We start from the raw sequence: 23612 nt of genomic DNA, 5'->3' as shown, positions 1-23612 counted from the left end.
GGACGCGAAGTCAGAAGATATTAGCAACAGCTTTCTACAAGAACTCATCGATGATCGGCTTTATTTGTTATTCCTGTTTATATCATCATACAAGTTATCAACTACTTTTTCTAAAATTTCTCCTGTTTCATTAAAGCTCGTGTTTGTCAATATCGATATCCCCATATTTTGTTTAGGATAAATCACAAACCAATTCTGCATTCCGTATATACCTCCGTGATGTCTGTAAATTAATTCGTTATCATTTTCTATTATATACCAATGATAGCCTTCCCAAAAATCAGAACCTTCTTTATATAATTTTTTATGAGATTCTTTTACAACAGGATTTGACTTGTCAAGTTGCAATTTCATATATTTCACTAAATCTGTAGTTGTAGAGTGCAATCCTGAAATTCCACCCCATAAAGTTCTATTGAAATTAGGCATTAACTCATTTTTATCGTTATAGCCTTTTACCAATTTTGTTTTATCATTTTCATTTAGTGTAAACTTAGTTTGGTTCATTTTATTTGGCTTCAAAACAAATTCAATTACCAATTCTTCAAAAGGTTTTTCATACACTTTTTCAAGTATATAAGCTGTCAACTCCGGAGCTGTGTTTGAATAGGAATATATTTCTCCCGGTTTCGTTTCGATTTTGATTAGTTTTAATCCTTCAAAAAAGGCCTTTTTATTTTCACTTTTTATAGGAAAATTAGGGAATCCACTTGTATGTGTAATGAGGTGTTTGATTTTAATAGGTTCGCCCTTAAATTCTAAATTGGGATAAGGTTCGTCAAGATAGATTCTAATATCATCATCTAAATTTATTTTTTTATCAAGTACTGCTTTAGCGGCTACATAACCTGTAAAAGTTTTGGTTACAGAAGCTAATTCATAAAGTGTAGAATCGTTTGGTTTGTTTCCTTGTTCAATAGTTAATTCTCCAAAATGTTTTATTGTAGATTCTCCATCTTTAAACACTACAACCGAAACCGAATGAAATCTTTTGTCTTCTAATAATTGAAGAGCATTTTTTGTAATCGCGTTTTCAACATTTTGTTTATTGATTTGCTGAGGACTTTTACACCCGAGTAATGCAAAAAATAAAATAATGGTTAAATATTTCATTGTCATAATTTATAGTTTAATTTTCTGCTTAAGTGGTTAAATAGCATAAAAAGATTCTTCGTGGGTTACAACTACATTGAAACAAAAAGTTTTAATCTATTATGGCTTAAGACAGTAACAATTTTAGTCCCTTTTTTAAAGTATTGTTATTTTTTCGAATATTTCATTTAGTGCATCTTCCATAACTTTGGCTGTATCCGTGCCACTTTGATTAGTAATAATAAACGCACCTAGATCGTATTTTGGAACTATATAAATATAACATTGAGAACGTGGCACTCCACCGTGATGTATATAAAAAGTGCCCAACTTTTTATCATCTGTAGCGATATTCCAAAAATAACCAATACTAAACTCATTGTCAAATTTTACAATTGTTTTATGTGATTCAGCAACGATTTCATTATTTTTCAACTGAAACTTAATATACTTAACCATATCTGGTATTATTGATTTCATATTACCGGATGCCCCCCCAAGGCAGTTTCGGCATTGGCGGCGTGATTACACTATTATCACTGTGATAACCTACTGCAAGCTTTTTGGCTTCCTGATTAGAAAGGGTGATTTTTGTGTTCTGCATTGCAATGTTTTTAGTCAAGTAATCTGTTAATAGTTTTTCATACTTTTTTTTATAAACTTTCTCTAAAATAAAAGCTATAAGTTCGCTGCCTGCACTCGAATAAGAATATTTATACCCTGGAACGGTATCAATTTTGACTTTATGAAGATCTCTTAAAAAAACTTTTTGTTCATAGTTTTTATAAAGTTCATTGATTTTTGCAGGAGTATCGTGATTTATGAAATTCTGCAGAATTATATTTGCTTCAAATGGCAGCATATTTGAAAATCCGCTTGTATGTGAAAGCAAGTGTTTTATAAGAATAGGCTGTTTTCCATACTTTAGATTTGGATAATTTTCCGGTAAATACTTCTGGACTTCATCTGCAATATTCAATTTCTTTTCGCAGACTGCTTTTGCTGCAAGTGTTCCTGCAAATGTTTTACTTAAAGAACCTATTTCATAAATTGTTTCATTATCAGGGCAATTATTTTTTCCTTCTTCTAATTCTCCATAATGACCTATGAATTCTTTTCCCTGATAAACTATTGCGATTGAAGTAGAATGAATTAAAGGTTTTTTAATCATTCTATTTGCTGCACTATCGATTAAGGTTTTAATATTAATGGTTTCTGCTTGTGAACTCTGAGCCAGGCAAAAGATAGAGGATAATAAAAGAATTAAAAGGAATCTATTTTTCATAGTTTTAAACGGTTGTTTTTTTTATGTGGAATTGATTAGATTATCGAATATTTTTTTATAAAAGTATTGATTTTATAGCTATATAATTATTATCTAATTCAAACTTTATACACTATTCTAATATGAGTGATTTGTATGTTCTGCTAAGTTAATCTTGCGAAAAATTCCTTAACAAATCAGCAGCAATCTATATTCGCCTTCATTTTCTATTGGCGCTCTGTGAATACATGGCAATACTTGCTGTTTTGGATGATCTACAGCCAGTCGCCAAAGATGGCCCAACCCTAAATTAACAGGCGCTGTATCCGGATAAACCTGATAATGCAAGTCGAAATAATTTTCCCACGCTGGCGCGAGCATCTTGCTCGTGAATACCATCTAAATCAACAATAACGATATTGTCTCGGTAAATTTCTTTATAACAATAATTAATGGCTATTAAGATAATTTTCATGCTTTATTTTCACGAGCAAGATGCTCGCGCCAGCGCGGAATTTATAAATTCAGTTTTTCTCTTTAATATATTTTTTCTTCAAATAATATATTGACAATGCTAAAAAATTTGAAAATAAATTAATTAAAACAAAGAATATAATCATTGATGTAATCAACTCCGATAAACCTTCCATGTTATCTGGTATTCTATTTTGACTTTTATGGTTAGTATAATTCGACAGAAAAAACAGGGTTACCCAAACAACAAAGAAAAAAATTAAAACATAAAGTATTATTCTTAAGTTCTTATTCAAGTAATAAAAAGAATAAGATAGTATTAGATTTGCTACTACTATAAAAATTGGAATAATTAAATCTCCAATTACAGAGTCCAATTTTATTGTGCGATGATTAGCAATTAGTATTATTATCCAACAAAAAAACATTATGCACAATGAAATAATTGTCGCAAAAACAGGATAACTAATCTTTTTTTTTATTTTTTCCATGTTTTTTTAATTTTTTTAGAATAAGTCAAATAGTCATTGAAAGGTTTATAACCATATTGATGTTCTAAAATCCATTGTGCTATAACACCTCCTCGATAGTTGTACTCCCCTTGCTGGCACAAGCATAACTCTCGTGAAGACAAAGTATAGAACCTCCATAAATTCAGTAAAATCTTAATGAAAGATCTTTAAAAAGAAAATATTACATATATATTTAGATTGCATTAACGAGCGGGACGCTCGCGCCCAATGTCATTAAGTTAAGGAAAATCTATAATGCTTTTGTCTAATTGATCTCGCGCAAAGTCGCAAAGCCGCCAAGTTTACATCCGTTTTCTTTGCGACTTTGCGCGAATTTTTTTAGCCATAATTGTCCTTAAAAAAGCTTAACTTAATGACATTGCGCTCGCGCCAGCGAGGATATGCGCTACATAATGTAAAATAATATTTAACAATACTACGCAAAAAAAAACATAAAAATTACGACTTTCCATAAAACAGAATTCTTTTTGTTCATCTGATAAAGAGCCGGGAGACTTCTATCAGGTTTATAATTTCTAAGGAACAAAAAAATTGCGCAAAGTCACAAACATTTGCACAGCTTCTCATGAAAATTATTCGCACAGCGGGAGATCAATTAGTAAATATTATTAATCAAACACTTATAACAATTTAAATCTTTTACAAAATCTATTTTGAGTCTGTTTTCGTATATATAAGTAAAAGCTGCTGTCATGGAAACATTACCAATATTTCTTATAAAAATTTTGCAGGTGCTTGCCGAAAGATATGGCATGAGTTGCACTTTAGAAGAACTGACAAGTCTCTTAACTACTGTTTTTAATGCTTATACGCCAGCGAGAGACACTATATCTCATGAGAAGGAAAAACAAGCAAGAGTATTAGATGCTTTACTACTTTTGAATAACGAGGGGTATATCTTTTTAAATTCAAGTTCTGATGAAAGTACAATAAGTTTAAAAGGGCTAATTTTGGTAAATAACAAAGTTATCTGCAACTAGATTAACTTCTTTACACTCAACAAATCAGCAACAACCTATATTCGCCTTCATTTTCTATTGGTGCTCTATGAATACAAGGCAATACTTGTTGTTTTGGATGATCTACGGCAAGGCGCCACAGATGTCCTAATCCTAGATTAACAGGTTTTGCATCGGGATTTACCTGATAATGCAAATCAAAATAATTTTCCTTCAGAAAGTCTTCGAATTCTTCTTCTGGTCCTTCATGCAGGTCTTTTAGCTTGGCTCGGATTTCCGGAATCAGGATTTTTTGCTCGGCTTGCGAATTAGCAATAATATCACTTGCCGCTCCGTGATACGTACATAAAAAAGTATCTGTTGCAATGGGCGAACGATCAACATGAAACGAATACACATCTGTCGAGATGAAATCAAATTCATCATCACGATCATAACACTTCAATAAATTAAGAGCCGGAGAAGCACCAAAATCAGTTAATAATTGTACATCATTTAGGATTGTTTCCCTTGCAATATTTCCCTTTTCTGATAGTTTTAGTGCGAGTAGATCTTCAGGAAAAACTTCGGTTATGTTTTCTTTTAATGATAATTGAGATACAATCTCATTAAAATCGCCATCTAAATTTCTGAACCAACACAGTGCATTCATTTCTTCCTTGAAACTGGTATGTATAAGATCAGAGAAAGTAGCTACCACTCCTATTTGGCTGTTGTCAGAAAATGTATTGCTCATAGTATAATAGTAAGAAGCGACTTGCTTCATGTTTTACAAAATTATGTAATAAACGATTAATTGTAAATTATTTTTTAAACACATAGAAACCCATTTCTCTCACATAGCAAGTCCCGAAGCTCAATGTCATTAAATTAAGCGTTTTTTGAATGTGGATTAACTTGTTGTATCAGTAACGCTATCAGAATCTGTAATCTTATCATCTCGACGCAGGAGAGATCACATAAGAACTCGACCAAGATTAGCAAATATTTGAACTAAAATACTAGTGTGATCTCTCCAGCATCGAGATGACAAACTTTGTGGTTACTTATTTGTCTATTTACTAATTCGATAACTTAGTGCCATTTCCCCGAAGCTTCGCGATGTATTTTAACTAAGTAAAAAGCCTTTTTTCGAGAAGTTATATTCTATATTTCTATGTGTTAAACGATTTTTTATTAATTCAAGTTGCGGATTTAATAAGCTGAAAACCTTCAAATTTAGAAGAGCTTAGTTTTGTTTCAAGCAGATTTTAAAAGATTTTAGATATGTACGCGGATTTATTTATAATCAAAATTAAATCTGCATAATCATCAAAATCTGCGTTAAAAATTCGTTTTCTCCAAAACATTTGCTCTTGATACCAAACAAACAGCAACTTGAATTAATTACACGCAACGGGTTATAAAATAGAACGATGCAGTAAAATCCAGTTATTTTTTTGTTTTTAAAACTTTATAACATACAAAAAGAATACCCAGCCAAATAGGAATTAATTCTACGGATAACTTCATATTAGTGATCCACATGATGCATAAAATACCCAACAAAAACAGGAAACAGATGTAATTACTTAGTGGATAAAATATCGAAGGAAATTTAGTTTTTGTGTTTTCCTTGTCTTTCGCGCGCCTAAATTTTAGATGCGTATAAGAAATCATAACCCAGTTAATAACTAGACAAGACACTACTAAAGACATTAAAATACTAAAAGCCTCTTTTGGAATTATCTTATTTATTAAAATACAAATCGCTGCAAAACAGGAAGATATTAAAATGGCATTAATTGGTACTGATTGTTTGTTTAGCTTCATTAAAAACTTAGGCGCATTGCCCTGATCTGCTAAACCATATAACATACGGGAGTTGCTGTATACGCTACTATTATAAACTGATAAAGCTGCAGTTAATACAATTAAATTAAGCACATTAGCAATAAGGCTTGTGAAAAATATTTTTTTGCCAAACAACTCAAATTCCATTCCGTTTAAGTTTTGAAAAACCATTACAAACGGACTACTATCTGTTGTAATTAGTTGCCATGGCGACAAAGCAAATAAAATTACCAATGCACCAACATAAAAGATAAGGATTCTATAGATGACCTGATTGGTTGCTTTTGGAATGTTTTTTTCCGGGTTTTCTGCTTCGGCAGCTGTAATACCAATTAGTTCTAAACCACCAAAGGAAAACATAATTAGCGCCATTGCAGCTAATAAACCCTGAAAATTACCAGTTGTAGTTTTTTCGAAGAAACCTTTAGGAAAAAATCCTCCATCGTTATATAAATTATGAATTGTAGCGTGTTCACCTCCTGTACCACTTATTAGCAAGTAAGTACCAAAGAGGATCATTGCAATAATTGCAACCACTTTTATGATCGAAAACCAAAATTCAGTTTCTCCGTACACTTTTACCGAGGCAAAATTTAAAGCATTAACAATCAGGAAGAAAAATAAACTGGATGCCCAAAGCGGAATTTCAGGCCACCAAAACTGTACATAAACACCAATGGCTGTAAGCTCAGCCATAGAAACTAAAATATATAATATCCAATAATTCCAACCAGATGCAAAACCTGCAAAAGAACCACAATATTTATAGGCAAAGTGACTAAAGCTTCCTGATACAGGCTCTTCGACAACCATTTCGCCAAGTTGTCTCATAATAAAAAAAGCGATAATTCCGGCAACAGCATATCCTAAAATAACAGATGGCCCTGCTAATACAGCCGCTGGACCAATGCCCAGAAAAAGACCTGTTCCTATTGATCCGCCTAAGGCAATTAACTGAATGTGACGGTTAGTCAGCCCACGTTTAAGCTGATTCTCTTCTACGTCTTCATGGTTTTTTTTCACAAATTAGAATTTTAACTGAGTAAATATGTACTCAAAAATATATAAGAGGCGAAGATAACTTAAAAAAAGAATCGTACAAAGCATACGTTATACCAAAGAGATATTTTATTGCACTACTGTATCAATCTGATCGGTATACAGGGCTTTCTATAGAATATATCGTTTAGGTAAAAAATGTATCTTTGCAGTCATATATTATCATTTATGTTGAAAGAAGAACGTTTTGCAAAGATTCTGGAAACACTCTCAAAAGATGGCAGGGTTCACTTTGATGCTCTCGCAATATTATTGGAAGTCTCTGAAGATACGATTCGCAGAGATATTGAAGCACTGCATAATAACGGGCTTCTTTCTAAGGTTCGCGGAGGCGCTATTCCGGTGATCAAAAACCCTTTGAGTTTTGTAGACAGAGCTGCTTATGTAACAGGCAAGAAAGAAGTTATTGCATTAAAAGCACAGCAGTTTATTGAGGATGGCCAAACCATATTTATGGATGGAGGAACTACCAACTGCAGTATTGCGGCAAAACTGCCCATTAAATCAAAACTTACTATTATAACCAATAATACATCACTTATTCCGGTCTTAGAAAACCATAAAAATATAAAACTCATACTTTTAGGAGGTTTATATAATACTCAAACTCATACTACCGAAGGTGCAAAAGCCTGTAATGAAATCAGTACTTATATTGCAGACAGCTATTTTCTGGGAACCTGCGCAATTGACAGTACATTTGGTGTTACTGCAACTTTTCCTGGTGATGCTGATGTAAAAACAGCCATGCATAAATTTGCAAAAAAAACGCTGGCTCTTGCTGTGGAAGAAAAACTAAATACATCAGAGACTTTTCGAATTTGTTCTATGGATGAAGTAGCGGTATTAATCACAGAACTTCCCAGTACTGATTCTAAATTAAACTCATACAGAAATAGCGGGATTAAAATTGTATAATTTTTTTAAGTATAAAATAATCATATAAAAAATAAGCTGTCTAAAAGACAGCTTATTGAACAAGGGATTATAATATATTATTGATGTTTTTTTGAAAGCCATTTTCTAACTGGTATATCATATAATTTGAGAAAAACATAAGAAATTATGATGCAGAATATCAAAACTGCTAACGCAACTCCAAGCGAATTTTCTAATTGAATATTGTTATTGGATACCCATGCATAATATACATACAAAATTGGAAAGTGCGTAATGTAGATAGGATAAGATATATCGCCCAGAAAACTGCACAAACGTTTTGATACTGCACTCTTAATACTTCCGCTTGCACCTATATATACAACTAAAGGAAACAATACTATAATCGTAAGCGAATCATAAATACCATTCCACCATAAGTGTTCAGAACCTCCTACTCTTGGGAATGACATAATTGCAACAATAAGAAGACTACTCCATAAAAATGCATTTTTAATGTTTCCGGATTTAAATAATCTTCGAAGCAGTATTCCCGCCAGAAAAGGAAAAGCTAATCTGGTAAATCCAATACGCAATTGCTCAAAATCAAGTGACCAGCCTCCAATAATATCTCCATGCGGACTAAATACGGCTAAATGTATCAACGCAATTGCTGCAATAACAACCAAAATCCACATTATTGTATTTGAAACCTTGCGTAGTATCAGTGCATAAAAAATATTGGCAATATATTCAAAGAACAAAGACCATGCAGGGCCATTTAAAGGATACATTTCTGACCAACCTCTAATATCTAATGACCCAGGTACAGGTATTAGAAACCAACCGAACACCATTACCAAAATAAGTTTCCAAAAAGGGGTTCCTTCTATTGCGGGAAACATTGCACCGGCTGCAAAGTAAAAACACACTGCCCCGAGTGTCATCCCTACAATTATCATGGGGTGCAAACGTATGAGTCTTCTTTTTAAAAATCCTGTAAGAGACATTGTATTCCATCTGTCATCATAAGCGTGTGCTATTACAAAACCAGAAAGAAGAAAGAAAAAATCAACTGCAAGATAGCCGTGATTGATAAGCTGTTTAGTATGATCGCCACCTGAGAAAACCTCAAGAATATGAAAGGCAACCACAAGAATAGCGGCTACACCCCGAAGCCCGTCAAGAATCTCATAATGTTTTTTAGAATCCTTGAAAACGGTTCCCTGTGAAGAAATAACTTCCATTTATTTTTTGTTTTTGATTTATATTAATTGAATTATTTTAAACGGAAATTAATTTTAGCTCTAATATCTGCTGATGAAGCTCCAATCAATGCCTGAAAATCTCCAGGTTCTGCTATCCATTGATGTTCTTTGTCATTGAAAAAACTCAAAGCGTCTTTTTCGATCGTGAAAGTGATTGTTTTTTCTTCACCCGCTTTTAGAAAAACTTTATCAAAACCTTTAAGTTCTTTTACAGGTCTTGGTAGTGAAGACTTAATATCAGAAATGTATAACTGAACAACCTCTGCCCCATCACGTTTACCTGTATTTTTTACCTTAACAGAGAAAGAAATTTTATCATCCTGAGTAATATTTATTTTGTCAGCTTTTATGTCGCTATATTGAAATGAAGTATAACTAAGTCCGTATCCAAAAGGGAAAAGTGGTTTTATTTTTTCTTTCTCATGCCATCTGTACCCCACAAAAATACTTTCTTTGTAAGTAACCTCGTCTCCACCAGGATATGAGTTAAAAGCGTGTGCAGCATTATCTTTTAATGCAACGGGAAAAGTAAATGTTAGTTTCCCTGATGGATTGACATCACCTAGCAATACTGCCGCCAAAGCAGTACCAGATTCAGATCCAAGAAACCATCCCTGAACAATAGCCGGAACCTCTTTCTCCCAAGGCATCGCTACAGCATTACCTGAAATATTGATATAAATTAAATTTGGATTGACTTTTGCCAGTGCACTTATTAATTCATTCTGACCATACGGAAGATCGAGTTCTTTTCGATCATTGCCTTCACTGTCCTGAAAATCACTTTTATTAAGACCTCCCATAAACAGTACCACATCAGCTTCTTTTGCTAATTTCAGAGCTTCATTTTTAAGTTCTTCGGCACTTCGGTTTTCTGTAAGGTTTTGTCCGGAAACTACGCCGTTATAATTTCCGCTGGCATCTCCTACATATCCTCTTGCATACGTTATCTGAGCTTCATTGCCAATTCTTGTCTGAAGTCCTTTAAGAGGCGAAATTTCGTATTTGGCTTTAAGCGAAGAGCTTCCTCCTCCTACTGTCATCATCTTGATAGCATTTTCTCCAATAACCGCTATTTTTTTATACTTTTTTATATCCAGAGGCAATATTGCTCCCTTATTTTTCAAAAGTACAATCCCTTCTTCTGCAATACTTCGTGCTGCAGCGGCATGTTCTGGTGTCCCAAAAGATCCCCACGGTCTGTTCCTGTCCATATTAGTCCTGAAGATAAGACGCATTATGTTTCTAATTTTTTCATCAAGTTCTTTAGTACCAACTTCGCCGGACTTTATCAAATCAAGATAAGGTTTTGCCAGATAATAATTATCATAAGCATTACTTGCACCCCATGTAAGACCATCTGTCCAGGTTCCAAATTCCATATCAAGACCATTATAAATAGATTCTTTGGTATTGTGAACACCTCCCCAGTCTGCCACTACAGCGCCATCAAAAGACCACTCTTTTCTAAGGATATCCTGCAACAAAAAATTATTATGACATCCTTGCAATCCTTTGTATTTATTGTATGATCCCATAACTGCCCAAACATCCCCTTCCTGAACGGCTGCTTTAAAAGCCGGAAGATAGATTTCATAAAGTGCACGATCGTCTACAATTACATTTACTCCATGGCGATTGGTTTCCTGATTGTTTAATGCAAAATGCTTCACACAAGCCGCTACTCCATTTGACTGAACCCCACGAATGTAAGGCACAACCATTTGGCCGGCAAGAAAAGGATCTTCGCCCATGTACTCAAAATTTCTTCCGTTTAGAGGGCTGCGATAAATATTTATTCCGGGACCCAGAATTACATTTTTATTTCTGTAACGCGCTTCTTCTCCAAGACTTTTTCCATACAAAAGCGACATATTTCTATTCCAGGTAGCAGATAATGCAGTAAGAGCCGGAAAAGCAATACAAGAATCATTAGTCCATTCTGCCTGCTGCCATTCATCCCATTTTACTTCAGGACGAATTCCGTGAGGGCCATCAGTCATCCAGTTCTCCGGAATTCCTAGACGAGGTACTCCGGGAGAACTAAATTTAGATTGTGCATGCACCATAGCGATTTTTTCTTCTAATGTCATCTTCGAAAGCGCATCTTCAATACGCTGTTCTACAGGTTTTGAATCGTCAAGATATATTGGTAATGCCTTCTGGGCCGTGACATTCAAAACGGACAGCATTATAAAAGCAGTAAATAATTTATATAACATAGTTTTTTTAGTTTTCGGATTGTGGTTTTTTATTTTAAAGTAATCGAAGCAGTTTGTACATCATTACTGCTGGTTCCTATCATGATTTGAAACTCACCAGGTTCGCTTAGAAAGTCAAGTGCGCTGTTATAGAATTTAAGCATCTCCTGAGTGATTATAAACTTTACTGTTTTTGACTCTCCGGCTTTAAGAAAAATTTTATCAAATCCTTTAAGTTCTTTTACCGGTCTTGAGATACTAGCTTCCATATCTCTTATGTAAAGCTGTACAGTTTCTGCTCCATCCTTTACTCCGGTGTTTTTTACATTTACTGAAGCTGTAAGTGTTCCGTCAGCGCTCATTTCAGTTGCGCTCAACGTTATGGGACTGTATTGAAATGTAGTATAACTTAATCCGAAACCAAATGGATACAAGGGAGCATTCTTTTCGTCCATATAATTGCTTCTAAATTTCTCAAAGCCCTTATCAGATGCTGGTCTTCCAGTATTTAAATGATTATAATAAAGTGGTATTTGAGCCACACTTCTTGGGAAAGTCGATACCAATTTTCCGCTCGGGTTTACACCTCCAAAAAGCACATCACCTATCGCTTTGGCCGATTCGCTTCCGCCAAACCATACATTCAAAATTGCAGGCACATTTTCCTGTTCCCAAACAAGTGTCATAGGTCTTCCGGCAAATAAAACCAGTACTACCGGTTTTCCTGTCGCTAAAAGTTTCTCCAAAACTCTTTTTTGTACGGCTGGAATTCCAATATCTGTGCGGCTGCTTGATTCTCCGCTCATTTCAGACGACTCACCCATTGCCGCTATAATTACATCTGCTTTTGAAGCCGCATTAAGCGCCTCCGCAATAAGCTCGTCTTCTGTTCTGTTATCCCACGGAATGTCTCTGCCAAACATTGTGGCATCTTTTTGCATTCCCTTATCACTTAATAGATTAGAACCTTTCGCGTATAAAACAGTAGCTTTATTACCCACGGTCTCGCGCAATCCTTCAACCAGACTAAGCGGTTGATCAAGTTTCGCGGCAACACTCCATGTACCTACCATATTTGACTTTGTGTCTGCCATAGGTCCAACTACTGCAATTGTTTTTGCTTTGGATAAAGGCAGAATATTTCCTTGATTTTTTAAAAGAACAAAACTTTCAGAAGCCGTTTTACGCGCTGCAGCTCTATTTTCATTGGTATATATTTCTTTCTGCGCTCTTTTAGTATCACAAAACTTATAAGGATCTTTAAATAATCCCAATTTATACTTGGCTTCAAGAACACGTTTGCAGGCCTGATCTATTTTTGCAACATCAACGTTTCCTTCTTTTATTGAAGCAGGAAGTGTATTTAAGAATCCTTCTGAAACCATATCCATATCCAGTCCTGCATTGAGTGCAGCAGCTGATACATTTTTTAAATTGCCAAGTCCGTGATTCACAATCTCACCTACTCCCCCATAATCAGCTACTGTAAACCCATCAAACCCCCATTGTGTACGAAGTACATCGGTCAACAGCCATTTATTAGCATGGGCAGGAACAGCATCTACCACATTAAAAGATGCCATAACACTTGCCACTCCTTGCTCTACTGCAGCTTTGTAGGGATAAAAATATTCATTATACATACGAATATGGCTCATGTCTGCAGTGTTGTAATCTCTTCCGGCTTCTCCCGCTCCATACAATGCAAAATGTTTAACGCAGGCCAGAATATTAAATTTTTCTGAAAATGTATTATCCTTTCCCTGATATCCTCTGATCATTGCCTTTGCAATTTGTCCGCCTAAGTACGGATCTTCACCACTTCCTTCAGAAACACGTCCCCATCTTGGATCTCTGGCAATATCAACCATAGGGCTAAATGTCCAGCTAATACCATCGGCACTGGCTTCTTTGGCAGCAATTCTTGCAGATTCCTCTATAATTTTCATATCCCAGGTACAAGCCAATCCAAGAGGAATTGGAAAAACGGTTTCGTAACCATGAATAACATCCATACCAAAAAGCAGCGGTATTTTCATTCTGCTTTCTTCAACAGCAATTTTCTGAATCTCTTTGATTTTCTTAACTCCCTTGATGTTGAACATTCCTCCTACAAGACCTTTACGAATCTTTGCTGCAATATTGGTATTGCTGCCCAATCCTGTTATTATATCTCCCTCACTAGGCAGGTTCATTTGTCCTATTTTTTCTTCTAAGGTCATCCGGTTCATCAATTCGCTGACGAACGCCTCCATTTTTTGATCTTTTTGCTGCTGGGCATTCATTTGAAATGCTGCTGCCAGAAACAACACTGCTGCTAATTTTTTTTTCATATCTATTTATAATTTATCGACTTCAGGTTTATTTTTAATAGTGATAAACCTTGATGTTGTAAAACTATAACGATATAGTACGCATGCGGCATTGTAAAATAAAAATGTAGAAATCAAAAACACTCAAAATACTCATTATCAATAAACTAAACAATGTATCATGTTTTAAAAAGTAGTCGCCACGCCTTAAAAATGTAGTTGAAAAAAGAAAAAAAACGCGGTCAAAATACTACATCATTCCCTATACAGGTTTAGACTTAGGTTTTGTTAGGTATTGAAAAGACAGGAATGTCGCGAGATAAAGATTGGTCTTAAAGCCCATTCGACCTGCTGCCGGTTTTCTCCAGTCTTTTAGTGAACTCTTCTTTCGAATAGCTCGTTTTATTGCGAATTTTAGTTCGGTAATTATAAATAGTACTCATAGAAAGCCTTAAAAAGGAAGCAATTTTATCGCTGTCTTTAATACCAAGTCTTTCAAGAGCAAAAATGCGGAGTTCTGTAGTAAGTATTTCTCCTTCTTTAAGAGTAATTTTCTCTCCGTCTGCAAGGAGTGCATTAAAATCTATGGTAAATTCAGGGTAAAGCTTAATAAAAACACTGTCAAATTTTTGATACAATTCAAGAAGTTCCTGATCTATTGTATCATTTGATTTTAAAATATTAGTCAAATCAACAAATTGCCTGCTAACAGCTTTTTTATAAAGTTTGCGTCTGTAATCTTCCATTTTGTTAATATAAGACGAGCAGATATCAAAAAACTGTGCTATATATTCTTCTTTTATATTATTGGATTCGTTGAGCTGCTCATTGAATACTTTGAGTTGCTCATTTGCAGCCTGAAATTCAGAATTAAGCTCCTGAAGTTCTTGTGCCGAGTCTGAAAGTGCTTTTTTTACTCTCGACAAACGTCTCATCTGACGGTAGATGTAAAAAATTAAACCAATTAAAAAAACACTGAGAACACTTACAGAGGCAATATAAATTTGAAGCTGCTTTTTATTTTTCTCTGCTTTTTTCTGATATGCCGCATTAATAATCGAATAAAACTCTGACATCATTAGTGTTCTAAATTTTACATTGCAGAATACTGCATCTTCAAGAGCTGATTTTGCATACTTATAAGCCAGATCAATTTTGCCATTGTAGTAATTGTATATCGCAAGATTCTGGATCGCTCCCTGATCTTTTGTTGCTGTTTCTATATCTGTTATTGCTGCCAGCGTATAATAATCGATTCCTTCTGCGTATTGTTTATTGCGCATACTGATATTGCCCAGAATATAGGCGCACATTGCATACTGTGATTTATTAAGGTCCTGAGAATAAAACAATTCTTCCAGATTCTGTTTGGCTGCACTATAATCCTGTTTATTAATTGAACGCAGGGCTAAATTTACTTTGTATTCTGAAGATTGAGAATCTAAAACAGAGAGTAATGAATCTCTATAAACATCTATTTGTTTAGTGTAGTATTTACTGGGATTATTAGTAGCGTATTGCTCAAAAAATTCAATATAAAATTCGAAATAAGTCTTTTTTTGCTCCTTTGAAAGCGTTCTGGTTTGAATTGATTTAAGCAGTTTCTCAGATTCTAAAAAACGTCCGCTTGCAGAATATACATTCGCTAATTGCAGGACAGTATTTGTCCTGAAATCTGCTTCATTAAAGGAATCGGAGAGCTTTACATTTTTCATAACAAAATATAAAGCAGAATCAATTTTATATTTCCGGTATTCTGTGTACAATTTTTGATTCAGCAAATACTGATTCTCGAGTGAATTGTTTTCTTTTAGAGCTTTTCTTAATTTCGATGTTCTTTTGTCTTTAAGGGCAGAATAATCCGCTTTATGCTGTATGGCAAAGTCAAGTTTAAGACGTAATGAATCGTTTACATTTCCAAAACAAAGAGTGACAAATAAAATTAATAAAATGGAGATTATACTTTTCTTAAACAAAACCTTTGATTTAAATTATGATACTCCAAACTTTTTTTGGAATCATGCAAATATATGCAAATTCGCATTTTATTTGAATAATTTATTTTATATAACGACTAAAAAAAATAGCTGGTATATGCAGTCAAAAAAACATCAGTTTAGAAAGTTCTGCCTATGACAAAAAAAAAGAGATGCTGATTAGATTGCATCTCTTTTTCAATTGTTTTTTATTTAAATTTTATCTTTTTAAATCAAACCTGTCCAGATTCATTACTTTGTTCCAAATGGCGACAAAGTCATTTATAAATTTTTCATGTGAGTCAGTACTTGCATATACTTCGGCAATTGCTCTTAATTCTGCATTAGAACCAAAAACAAGATCTGCTCTTGTTGCTATCCATTTAGGCTGCCCTGTTTTGCGATCGTTTCCTGTATAAAGTTCTTTATCATTTGAAACTGCCTGCCACTGGGTACTCATATCAAGAAGATTTACAAAAAAATCGTTTGTCAGCTGTCCGGGACGATGTGTAAAAACACCATTTTTGGTACCATCAGTATTAATGTCCAACACGCGAAGACCGCCTAAAAGCACTGTTAATTCTGGTGCGGTTAAGGTTAGTAAATTGGCTTTATCGATTAATAGTTCCTCTGTAGTTACTGTAGATTTTGTTTTTCGAAAGTTACGGAACCCATCCGCTTTAGGCTCAAGATATCCAAAAGATTCCACATCGGTTTGTTGTGCAGAAGCATCCATACGCCCCTGAGAGAACGGCACTTTAATGCTAAAACCTGCAGCTTTTATTGCTTTCTCTACCCCAACTGTACCTGCTAAAACTATTGTATCTGCAAGTGATACTTTTTTTCCGGTACTCTGTGCATTATTAAATTCATTCTGAAGATTTTCCAGTTTTTCCAGAACTTGTTTCAGCTGTGCAGGATTATTCACTTCCCAGTCTTTTTGCGGAGCTAGTCTGATACGCGCACCATTTGCGCCACCACGCTTATCAGATCCTCTAAAAGTCGAAGCCGAAGCCCACGCCGTTGCAACTAATTGTGAAATACTTAAGCCTGAATTTTCTATTTTTTCTTTTAATTGATTGATGTCATTTTCTTCTATTAAAGAATGATTTACTTCAGGAATCGGATCCTGCCATAAAAGTTCTTCCTGAGGAACATCAGGTCCTAAATAACGGGAAACCGGTCCCATATCACGATGTGTCAGTTTAAACCATGCACGAGAAAAAGCATCTGCGAACTGGTCAGGATTTTCAAAAAATCGGCGTGATATTTTCTCGTACGCAGGATCTAATCGTAAAGATAAATCTGTGGTAAGCATCGTTGGTAAATGCTTTTTAGCAGGATCAAAAGCATCCGGAATAATAGGTTCAGCGTTTTTAGCTACCCATTGATGAGCACCGGCAGGACTTTTTGAAAGTTCCCATTCAAAACCAAATAAATTTTCGAAAAAGTTATTGCTCCACTGTGTTGGTGTTTTGGTCCAGATCACTTCAAGTCCGCTGGTAATAGCATCAGGACCTTTACCGGAACCAAAACTATTTTTCCAGCCAAATCCCTGATCTTCGAGGTCTGCCGCTTCTGGTTCTTTGCCCACATGGTCAGAAGGAGCTGCACCATGAGTTTTACCAAAGGTGTGTCCTCCTGCAATTAAGGCTACAGTTTCTTCATCATCCATTGCCATTCGTCCAAAAGTATCTCTGATGTCTTTAGCTGCTGCGATAGGATCCGGATTACCATCAGGACCTTCAGGATTTACATAGATAAGTCCCATTTGTACAGCTGCCAAAGGTTTTTCTAAGTTTCTGGAATGAATATGACCATCAGCATCGTCATCAGATGAAACCACACCGTGATCCTTCGGCACACCTTCTGAACCATCTTTGTAACGCTCATCTCCTCCCAGCCATGTGGTTTCAGATCCCCAATAAACTGATTCATCCGGTTCCCACACATCAGCACGTCCTCCAGCAAAACCAAATGTTTTGAACCCCATCGATTCTAAGGCAATATTTCCTGTCAATATCATTAAATCTGCCCATGAAATTTTTCGCCCATACTTTTGTTTAATAGGCCACAACAATCTGCGGGCTTTATCAAGGCTTACATTGTCCGGCCAGCTGTTAAGAGGGGCGAAACGCTGTTGTCCTGCGCCTGCACCACCGCGACCATCTTCAACGCGGTATGTTCCTGCGCTGTGCCATGCCATTCTGATAAAAAGACCTCCGTAATGACCAAAATCTGCAGGCCACCAATCTTGCGAATCTGTCATAAGCTCGTGCAAATCTTTCTTTACTGCTTCGAGATCAAGACTCTTAAAAGCTTCGGCATAATTAAAGTCCTTATCCATTGGATTTGATAAGGCTGAATTCTGTCTCAGTATATTTACCCTGAGTTGCTTTGGCCACCAGTCATTGTTTTTTGTACCTCTCGCGGCTTGATTGTCCATGCTGCCATTATGAAAAGGGCATTTGCTGATGTCGTTCGATTTATCCTCCATAATTCAAAATTTTAATTTGATACTAATTTACAAACTAAATGAAAAGATTGTTATCAGTATACATAATAATTATTTGTTCTTTGATAGTTAAAATCTATTCAACAGAAATTCAGAATAAAAAAGCGAAGTAAAATTACCTCGCTTTAATTTAAATTTCATCCTGATTATTTGTAAAAATTAGGTATCGGATTTAATGTAAGATTCTGTCTTTGATGCCAATAAGGATAAATTGGATTAACTTCACTTGCTTCATCGAGCCTCTTGATTTGATCAAGACTAAGATTCCAGCCTATAGCACCAAGATTTTGTCTTAACTGTTCCTCGTTTCTTGCTCCTATTATTATCGTCGATACAGTAGGGCGCTGCAAAAGCCAATTTAAAGCTACTTGCGATATTGATTTTCCAGTCTCGCCGGCAATAACTTCTAAAGCATCCGTAATTTTAAAAAGATGTTCTTTCTCTATTCCTGATTCTGGTACGGGACTTCCTCCTCCTGCGACACGACCTGTATTGGGCCAGTCTTTTGTTCTGCTAAATTTACCGCCCAGTCTCCCTCCTGCTAACGGACTCCAGATAATACCTCCCACTTTTTGATCTAATCCCAATGGCATTAACTCCCATTCATACTCACGATTAACAAGCGAATAATATACCTGATGGCCTATATAACGATTCCAGCCATACTTTTCAGATAATGCCTGAGATTTCATTAAATGCCATCCTGAAAAATTGGAAGCTGCTATATAACGTACTTTTCCACTTTGAACCAGATCGTCTAATGTGCGTAAAGTTTCATCAACAGGTGTATTTCCATCAAAACCATGCATATGGTAAATATCAATATAATCTGTACCCAGCCTTTTAAGACTGCCTTCTATTTGTTTTAATAAATGATACCTGGATGATCCCTGATTGTTAGGTCCCTGGCCAAATGTGAATGTAGCTTTTGTTGATATCAGCAATTGATCTCTTTGGTGATCTGCAATTGCTTTGCCTAATACCTCTTCTGCCAAACCATCTGAATAAATATCTGCCGTATCAAAGAGATTAACTCCTGACTCTAAACATATATTTACAAGTTTCTTAGCTTCCTCAACCTGAGTACTGCCCCATTCCTTAAAAAAATCATTTCCTCCGCCAAAGGTGGCTGTACCAAAACTCAATACAGGAACTTGTAATCCTGAATCGCCCAATTGTCTATATTCCATAATTTTATTTTTTATTAGTGTTTTTTTTAAAGGCATTCATTAATCTATTCCAAATTATTTTTAAAACCATACCTACTGCAAAGCATTATAAAATCTTTTCTAATTTTCCTGACCTCAGAAATAATAAATAGCCTATTCTCAGCATAAGCTTAGTTTATTATGACAAAGTTCTTCATTTAAATTAAATATTTTCTTGTAAATTTCCATCAAATACTTGTAAATTTCCATCACAAAATGATTGCGACAATTTGATACATTAGTTATTGACGAATTGGAAGAAAATAAATTACCTTAGAACAAATTGCTCAAGTAGTTGGTTTTACGGATGAAAGTCATTTGTCTAATTATTAAAAAAAGAAAATCACTCCAAATCTGTATAGAAAGAAAACTAATAATGAAGTTTTAATATCTGAGACTAATACTGTTCTTAATTTATAAAAAATAGACTTAAAATTGATCACAATTATTACTGGGATAGTTCTGCTTCGGTATGTAAAGCTATTGATCAGGATGACAAATTTTAAGATTATTTTTGATGACCATAATGCACAGGAATTTTTGATCCAGAAGTCTGCAATAAACTGGACTATAGCCAGACCTGTTGGCTTAAACGAAAATGAAACTTTAGGAAAATTAGACATTACCTATGACCACAAACTAAGACCGTGCCGGATGAGCCGTAAACTACTTGCTAAATTTTTTATTGATAATTTATATACTGAAACTTATAATCGAAAAATGCCAATGTTAGCTGAAAAATGATAAATAAAATTATACTTCAGCAACTAATAATTGTAAGTAAACTAAATATTCACTTTGAAAAAAATATGTTCTTAATAAAATAATTATCTTCATAAATTGACTTGAAAACATACCAATATTAAGTAGGTAACAACTCAAACTTCATTCTTCAATAAAAAAAAGAGGGACTGAAAGTCCCTCGCAAAACAAACCCCTGCACTTTTAGTGCAAAGCGATTAGTATATCAAATGTTGGCTTCCTGATGCAAATTATATGAAGAACCGCTATTTGTTGTCAAATTCTCTGCGGTTGTAAAAAGAATCATCATCACTATAATAAACAGAGTTAGGATCGTTTTCAGGATAATAAGACTTCATTACTCTTCTTTCATACTCCCTGTTAAAATTGTATTCCCTGTTATATCTGCTTGTGTTTCTAAATGTATCATATCCTATGTTGCTAGCCATAACAATTTTTGTGTCTTTATTGATATTAACCGATCCAATAGGTATTATAACATGGTTGTCGCCGTCTTTGTAGGTAAACTCCTTTTCGTTCTCGCTCGCTATAGCATTATGAACTTCATTACGGCTATCTTCAATTAATGCTTTATCTACTTTCACATCTAGATATACAACACGCTTCATATCTTTATTAACCCAAAGATTATCAATTGTGCCTATAGTGCGGTTGTCAGCGTCTACTATTTTCCATCCTCGTACATCAGGATAGTTCGAAGCAATTTTATAATCAGAAAGTTCATCCAATCTGTATAAATTTTTATCTTTATTTTCCATAAATATTTTTTTAGTATTAAAAATTATTTTTCGCTAGTCTGGCTGCAGGATACTTTTACTTTTTAAGTCTACCTTGTTTTATCATGGAAAACAAATTCACGAAATACCTTTATAAACCAATGTCAAAAAAATGTAGAGGATAACTATAACAAAGTTTATTTCGTGAAGAAAAAGCTGTTTTCATCGCTGCATTTCTTCTAGTTAATTTGTCGTATTGTCTGTACTTGTAGTATTTTCAATTTCTACACTGTTATCACTTTGCGTCACGTTATCTTTCAAAAAGATGTAGTATATAAGTGCTGCGATCAACAGGACTGCTACAATCCATGGCCATACTGGCTTCTTTTTCTCAATTTTAATTTCTGCCATAACTCATTTTTTTTTTTGATTATATAAATAGTTTTAATATCCTATTAAAGATACAAATGAGTTGAGTTTAAGAAATATTTAATTTCAGCAGGATGTTACACAATTCCCAGTAGATGAATCTGAAAGGCAACTTTAATGTTTTAATCATGAACAGAAAAGCCCATTTCTTAACGAAATGGGCTTTTTTATATTTTCAATCCACTATATCTTCCATTATCTTAAATATTCAAAATATTCATTCTGTATACAAATTAGTTAAAGGACTGTCGAAACTCCAACGGAGACTGATTGGTTTTTATTTTAAATAGTTTGCTGAAAGATTGTGGATGTTCAAAACCAAAACTCGAAAACTATTGTATTATATAAAAATCTATCTTTTTCAACTCAGAAACTAAAGCATAAATGATAATTAGCTTTATTCGATTTTATAATCTTTCAAAATAATTTTAATACCCTCTTGGTAGGTTGTTACCCTGAAGTCAGGAAATCGTTTTTTAAATTTAGAGGAATCAAAAATATTGTCAATCGCATATCGTGGCAATAATTCCAAAGTTTCTTTGACGAAAGGATTGAAAACCGCTGCAATTTTTAAAATGAATGCGCCTAATTTACCGTAACTGATTTTTCGTCCTAATTGTTTGGATATTTCTTCCATAAATTCTTTGAATGTTAATCGGTCATCATCACATGGTAAATGCCATGTCTGTGAATAAGCATTATCCGTATTACCAATTTGGGCCATTGCCCTACTGGCATCAGGAGTAAAAATTAAGGTTCTCTTTACATTGTCATTCAGCAAAAATTTTGGTTTTTTATGCTTTTGCAAATTTCCAAATACAAGATCATTTGTAATTCCCTTAGTTTTGCCCGGTCCATAAAATTCAGGTGCCCGACAAATAACAGCGTTAATTTCCTTTTTCTCAATAGCATCTAATAACAATTCAGCAGCTATTTTTTTTGCCATTCCTTTTTTACCGCCAGGTTCCAAAGGAGTGTTTTCGTTTTGAATTTTACTCCCTTGCGGATAAGCGTAGGTATTGTCAAAATAAACAAGTTTACATCCATGTTCTTTACAGCCCAAAATTACATTGGTCATTATAACAGGCCATTGCCTGAGCCATAATTCAGACTCATATGGCAGGCCTACAGTAAGGTAAGCAATATCAGTATCTGCCAGCGCAGCGTTTACACTTTGCGGATCCAGCAAATCACATTTGAATAAAATATCTTCTTCATGAACTTTCTTTGGGTTTCGTCCAACGAGCTTTATTTTATTGGTATAGTTAAGGCGTAATACTTTAGCCAGTTCTTCTCCAATTATTCCGTTTGCCCCTAATATTGTCTGCATTTTTTTATATAAATTTAATGAAATCTACGGTAAATAAAAATCGTATCTCTATTACTTTCGTTCTTCTCTATATCGATATTACAAAAGCTTTTAATTCAGACATTTTGCCTTCTCGAAAATGCCAGACATCGCAATATGAATAGTGAGTCTCATTTCCGTTTTCGTCTTTCAGGGAGATTTTGCCGACTGCCGTAACGAAATCATTTTCAGCTATTAAATTTTCGACTATGAATTGTGGGGGCTCTAAATATTCTTTTGCCATATACTCTCTAACAGCTTCCTTTCCTTTCAGGGTTTTATCACCTACAAAAGTCCAATGCGTGTCGTCAGTGCAAAAAGACAAAAAGCCCTCATTATTTCCTGCAGTAAGCGCTTTATTTGCCATTTCCAGTATTGCTTTATTATTCAAATCCATATACTGTTTTTTAATTGTTTGTTTTATTGTCACTTTCAAATTTAATAATTTAATTTTGACATTACTAATCAAATTCTAATCTAAGAATGGATTTCAATTGACTTTTTTCTTAGAAATACTTGACACTTTTTCTACATTTATCCATCATTATTTTGAATAAATATTTATTGGAAGGTGGCGAAAAAACAATTGCTTTAGCCCCTGAAGATATAGATTCCTGAATATTTAATATACTTGTGCCACCTGTTGCCATAACAGGAAAGGCAGGGAAAAGTACGTAATTATAAAAAGCAAAAGAGGCTGTCCGAAAAGTAATTTCGGGCAGTTTTTTTTTGTTTTACACATTGATTTTTCTTATATTTAAGTACTAAAATCAATGATTATGCA

Annotated in this window: 18 protein-coding genes and 1 pseudogene; 3 read left to right on the top strand and 16 right to left on the bottom strand. The window is 34.5% G+C overall.

The genetic code is table 11. From position 1 onward, the window contains the following. Positions 1-60 precede the first annotated feature (60 nt). The 4 genes and pseudogenes from ACQKCJ_RS21310 to ACQKCJ_RS21295 form a co-directional block, all read right to left on the bottom strand. Positions 61-1119 (bottom strand): serine hydrolase domain-containing protein, encoded by a 1059-nt coding sequence (locus tag ACQKCJ_RS21310; protein WP_271338428.1) that lies wholly within the window; start codon positions 1117-1119, stop codon positions 61-63. A gap of 129 nt (positions 1120-1248) precedes the next feature. Beyond that, complete coding sequence (locus ACQKCJ_RS21305) at positions 1249-1551, bottom strand: hypothetical protein (RefSeq protein WP_427402879.1); 303 nt, start codon at positions 1549-1551, stop codon at positions 1249-1251. Between the two features lie 22 nt (positions 1552-1573). Further along, positions 1574-2377 (bottom strand): serine hydrolase domain-containing protein, encoded by an 804-nt coding sequence (locus tag ACQKCJ_RS21300; RefSeq protein ID WP_427402878.1) that lies wholly within the window; start codon positions 2375-2377, stop codon positions 1574-1576. Between the two features lie 168 nt (positions 2378-2545). Continuing rightward, positions 2546-2719: pseudogene (locus tag ACQKCJ_RS21295) on the bottom strand (DUF1826 domain-containing protein); the annotation flags it as partial. A gap of 1336 nt (positions 2720-4055) precedes the next feature. Between ACQKCJ_RS21295 and ACQKCJ_RS21290 the strand changes: the two are divergent. After that, on the top strand, positions 4056-4343 hold the full coding sequence (locus ACQKCJ_RS21290) for a hypothetical protein (protein ID WP_271338431.1): 288 nt from the start codon (positions 4056-4058) through the stop codon (positions 4341-4343). 16 nt (positions 4344-4359) lie between these two features. On the opposite strand, the gene ACQKCJ_RS21285 is transcribed toward ACQKCJ_RS21290, so the two are convergent. Both ACQKCJ_RS21285 and ACQKCJ_RS21280 read right to left on the bottom strand, forming a co-directional pair. Continuing rightward, positions 4360-5058 carry a DUF1826 domain-containing protein gene (locus tag ACQKCJ_RS21285; RefSeq protein WP_271338434.1) on the bottom strand — a complete coding sequence of 233 codons (699 nt, stop codon included), beginning with the start codon at positions 5056-5058 and terminating at the stop codon, positions 4360-4362. A 695-nt stretch (positions 5059-5753) separates the two neighbouring features. Beyond that, a complete protein-coding gene (locus ACQKCJ_RS21280) occupies positions 5754-7178 on the bottom strand; it encodes an amino acid permease (RefSeq protein ID WP_271338432.1) in 1425 nt (474 codons plus the stop codon). Positions 7179-7382: 204 nt separating this feature from the next. Between ACQKCJ_RS21280 and ACQKCJ_RS21275 the strand changes: the two genes are divergently transcribed. Beyond that, positions 7383-8132 (top strand): DeoR/GlpR family DNA-binding transcription regulator, encoded by a 750-nt coding sequence (locus ACQKCJ_RS21275; RefSeq protein WP_427402877.1) that lies wholly within the window; start codon positions 7383-7385, stop codon positions 8130-8132. Between the two features lie 77 nt (positions 8133-8209). Here ACQKCJ_RS21275 and ACQKCJ_RS21270 read toward each other — a convergent pair whose 3' ends face one another. The 6 genes from ACQKCJ_RS21270 to ACQKCJ_RS21245 form a co-directional block, all read right to left on the bottom strand. Next, positions 8210-9340, bottom strand: a complete 1131-nt coding sequence (locus tag ACQKCJ_RS21270) for an acyltransferase family protein (RefSeq protein WP_271337295.1) — start codon at positions 9338-9340, stop codon at positions 8210-8212. A 32-nt stretch (positions 9341-9372) separates the two neighbouring features. After that, positions 9373-11583 (bottom strand): glycoside hydrolase family 3 C-terminal domain-containing protein, encoded by a 2211-nt coding sequence (locus tag ACQKCJ_RS21265; RefSeq protein ID WP_271337296.1) that lies wholly within the window; start codon positions 11581-11583, stop codon positions 9373-9375. Positions 11584-11612: 29 nt separating this feature from the next. Next, positions 11613-13895 carry a beta-glucosidase BglX gene (gene bglX / locus ACQKCJ_RS21260; RefSeq protein ID WP_427402876.1) on the bottom strand — a complete coding sequence of 761 codons (2283 nt, stop codon included), beginning with the start codon at positions 13893-13895 and terminating at the stop codon, positions 11613-11615. A gap of 311 nt (positions 13896-14206) precedes the next feature. After that, positions 14207-15850 (bottom strand): DUF6377 domain-containing protein, encoded by a 1644-nt coding sequence (locus ACQKCJ_RS21255; RefSeq protein ID WP_427402875.1) that lies wholly within the window; start codon positions 15848-15850, stop codon positions 14207-14209. A gap of 220 nt (positions 15851-16070) precedes the next feature. After that, a complete protein-coding gene (gene katG / locus ACQKCJ_RS21250; RefSeq protein ID WP_427402874.1) occupies positions 16071-18347 on the bottom strand; it encodes a catalase/peroxidase HPI in 2277 nt (758 codons plus the stop codon). Positions 18348-18511: 164 nt separating this feature from the next. Then, positions 18512-19555 carry an aldo/keto reductase gene (locus ACQKCJ_RS21245; protein WP_427402873.1) on the bottom strand — a complete coding sequence of 348 codons (1044 nt, stop codon included), beginning with the start codon at positions 19553-19555 and terminating at the stop codon, positions 18512-18514. Between the two features lie 510 nt (positions 19556-20065). Here ACQKCJ_RS21245 and ACQKCJ_RS21240 point away from each other — a divergent pair. Beyond that, complete coding sequence (locus ACQKCJ_RS21240; protein WP_271337301.1) at positions 20066-20317, top strand: NAD(P)H-binding protein; 252 nt, start codon at positions 20066-20068, stop codon at positions 20315-20317. A 263-nt stretch (positions 20318-20580) separates the two neighbouring features. Here the strand turns inward: ACQKCJ_RS21240 and ACQKCJ_RS21235 are convergent, their stop codons facing one another. The 4 genes from ACQKCJ_RS21235 to ACQKCJ_RS21220 all read right to left on the bottom strand — a co-directional run bounded on the left by ACQKCJ_RS21235 (position 20581) and on the right by ACQKCJ_RS21220 (position 23225). Beyond that, complete coding sequence (locus ACQKCJ_RS21235; RefSeq protein WP_271337302.1) at positions 20581-21093, bottom strand: PRC-barrel domain-containing protein; 513 nt, start codon at positions 21091-21093, stop codon at positions 20581-20583. 201 nt (positions 21094-21294) lie between these two features. Beyond that, positions 21295-21462 (bottom strand): hypothetical protein, encoded by a 168-nt coding sequence (locus ACQKCJ_RS21230; protein WP_271337304.1) that lies wholly within the window; start codon positions 21460-21462, stop codon positions 21295-21297. A gap of 415 nt (positions 21463-21877) precedes the next feature. After that, complete coding sequence (locus tag ACQKCJ_RS21225) at positions 21878-22810, bottom strand: NAD-dependent epimerase/dehydratase family protein (protein WP_271337305.1); 933 nt, start codon at positions 22808-22810, stop codon at positions 21878-21880. A 67-nt stretch (positions 22811-22877) separates the two neighbouring features. Then, a complete protein-coding gene (locus tag ACQKCJ_RS21220; RefSeq protein WP_271337306.1) occupies positions 22878-23225 on the bottom strand; it encodes a nuclear transport factor 2 family protein in 348 nt (115 codons plus the stop codon). Positions 23226-23612: the final 387 nt, after the last annotated feature.

Origin of the sequence: Flavobacterium sp. NPDC079362, from assembly GCF_050267765.1 — a bacterium.
Classification (GTDB): Bacteria; Bacteroidota; Bacteroidia; order Flavobacteriales; family Flavobacteriaceae; genus Flavobacterium; species Flavobacterium azizsancarii.
The sequence above is the reverse complement of the archived record's forward strand: the minus strand, read 5'-3'. Positions and strand labels throughout refer to the sequence as shown.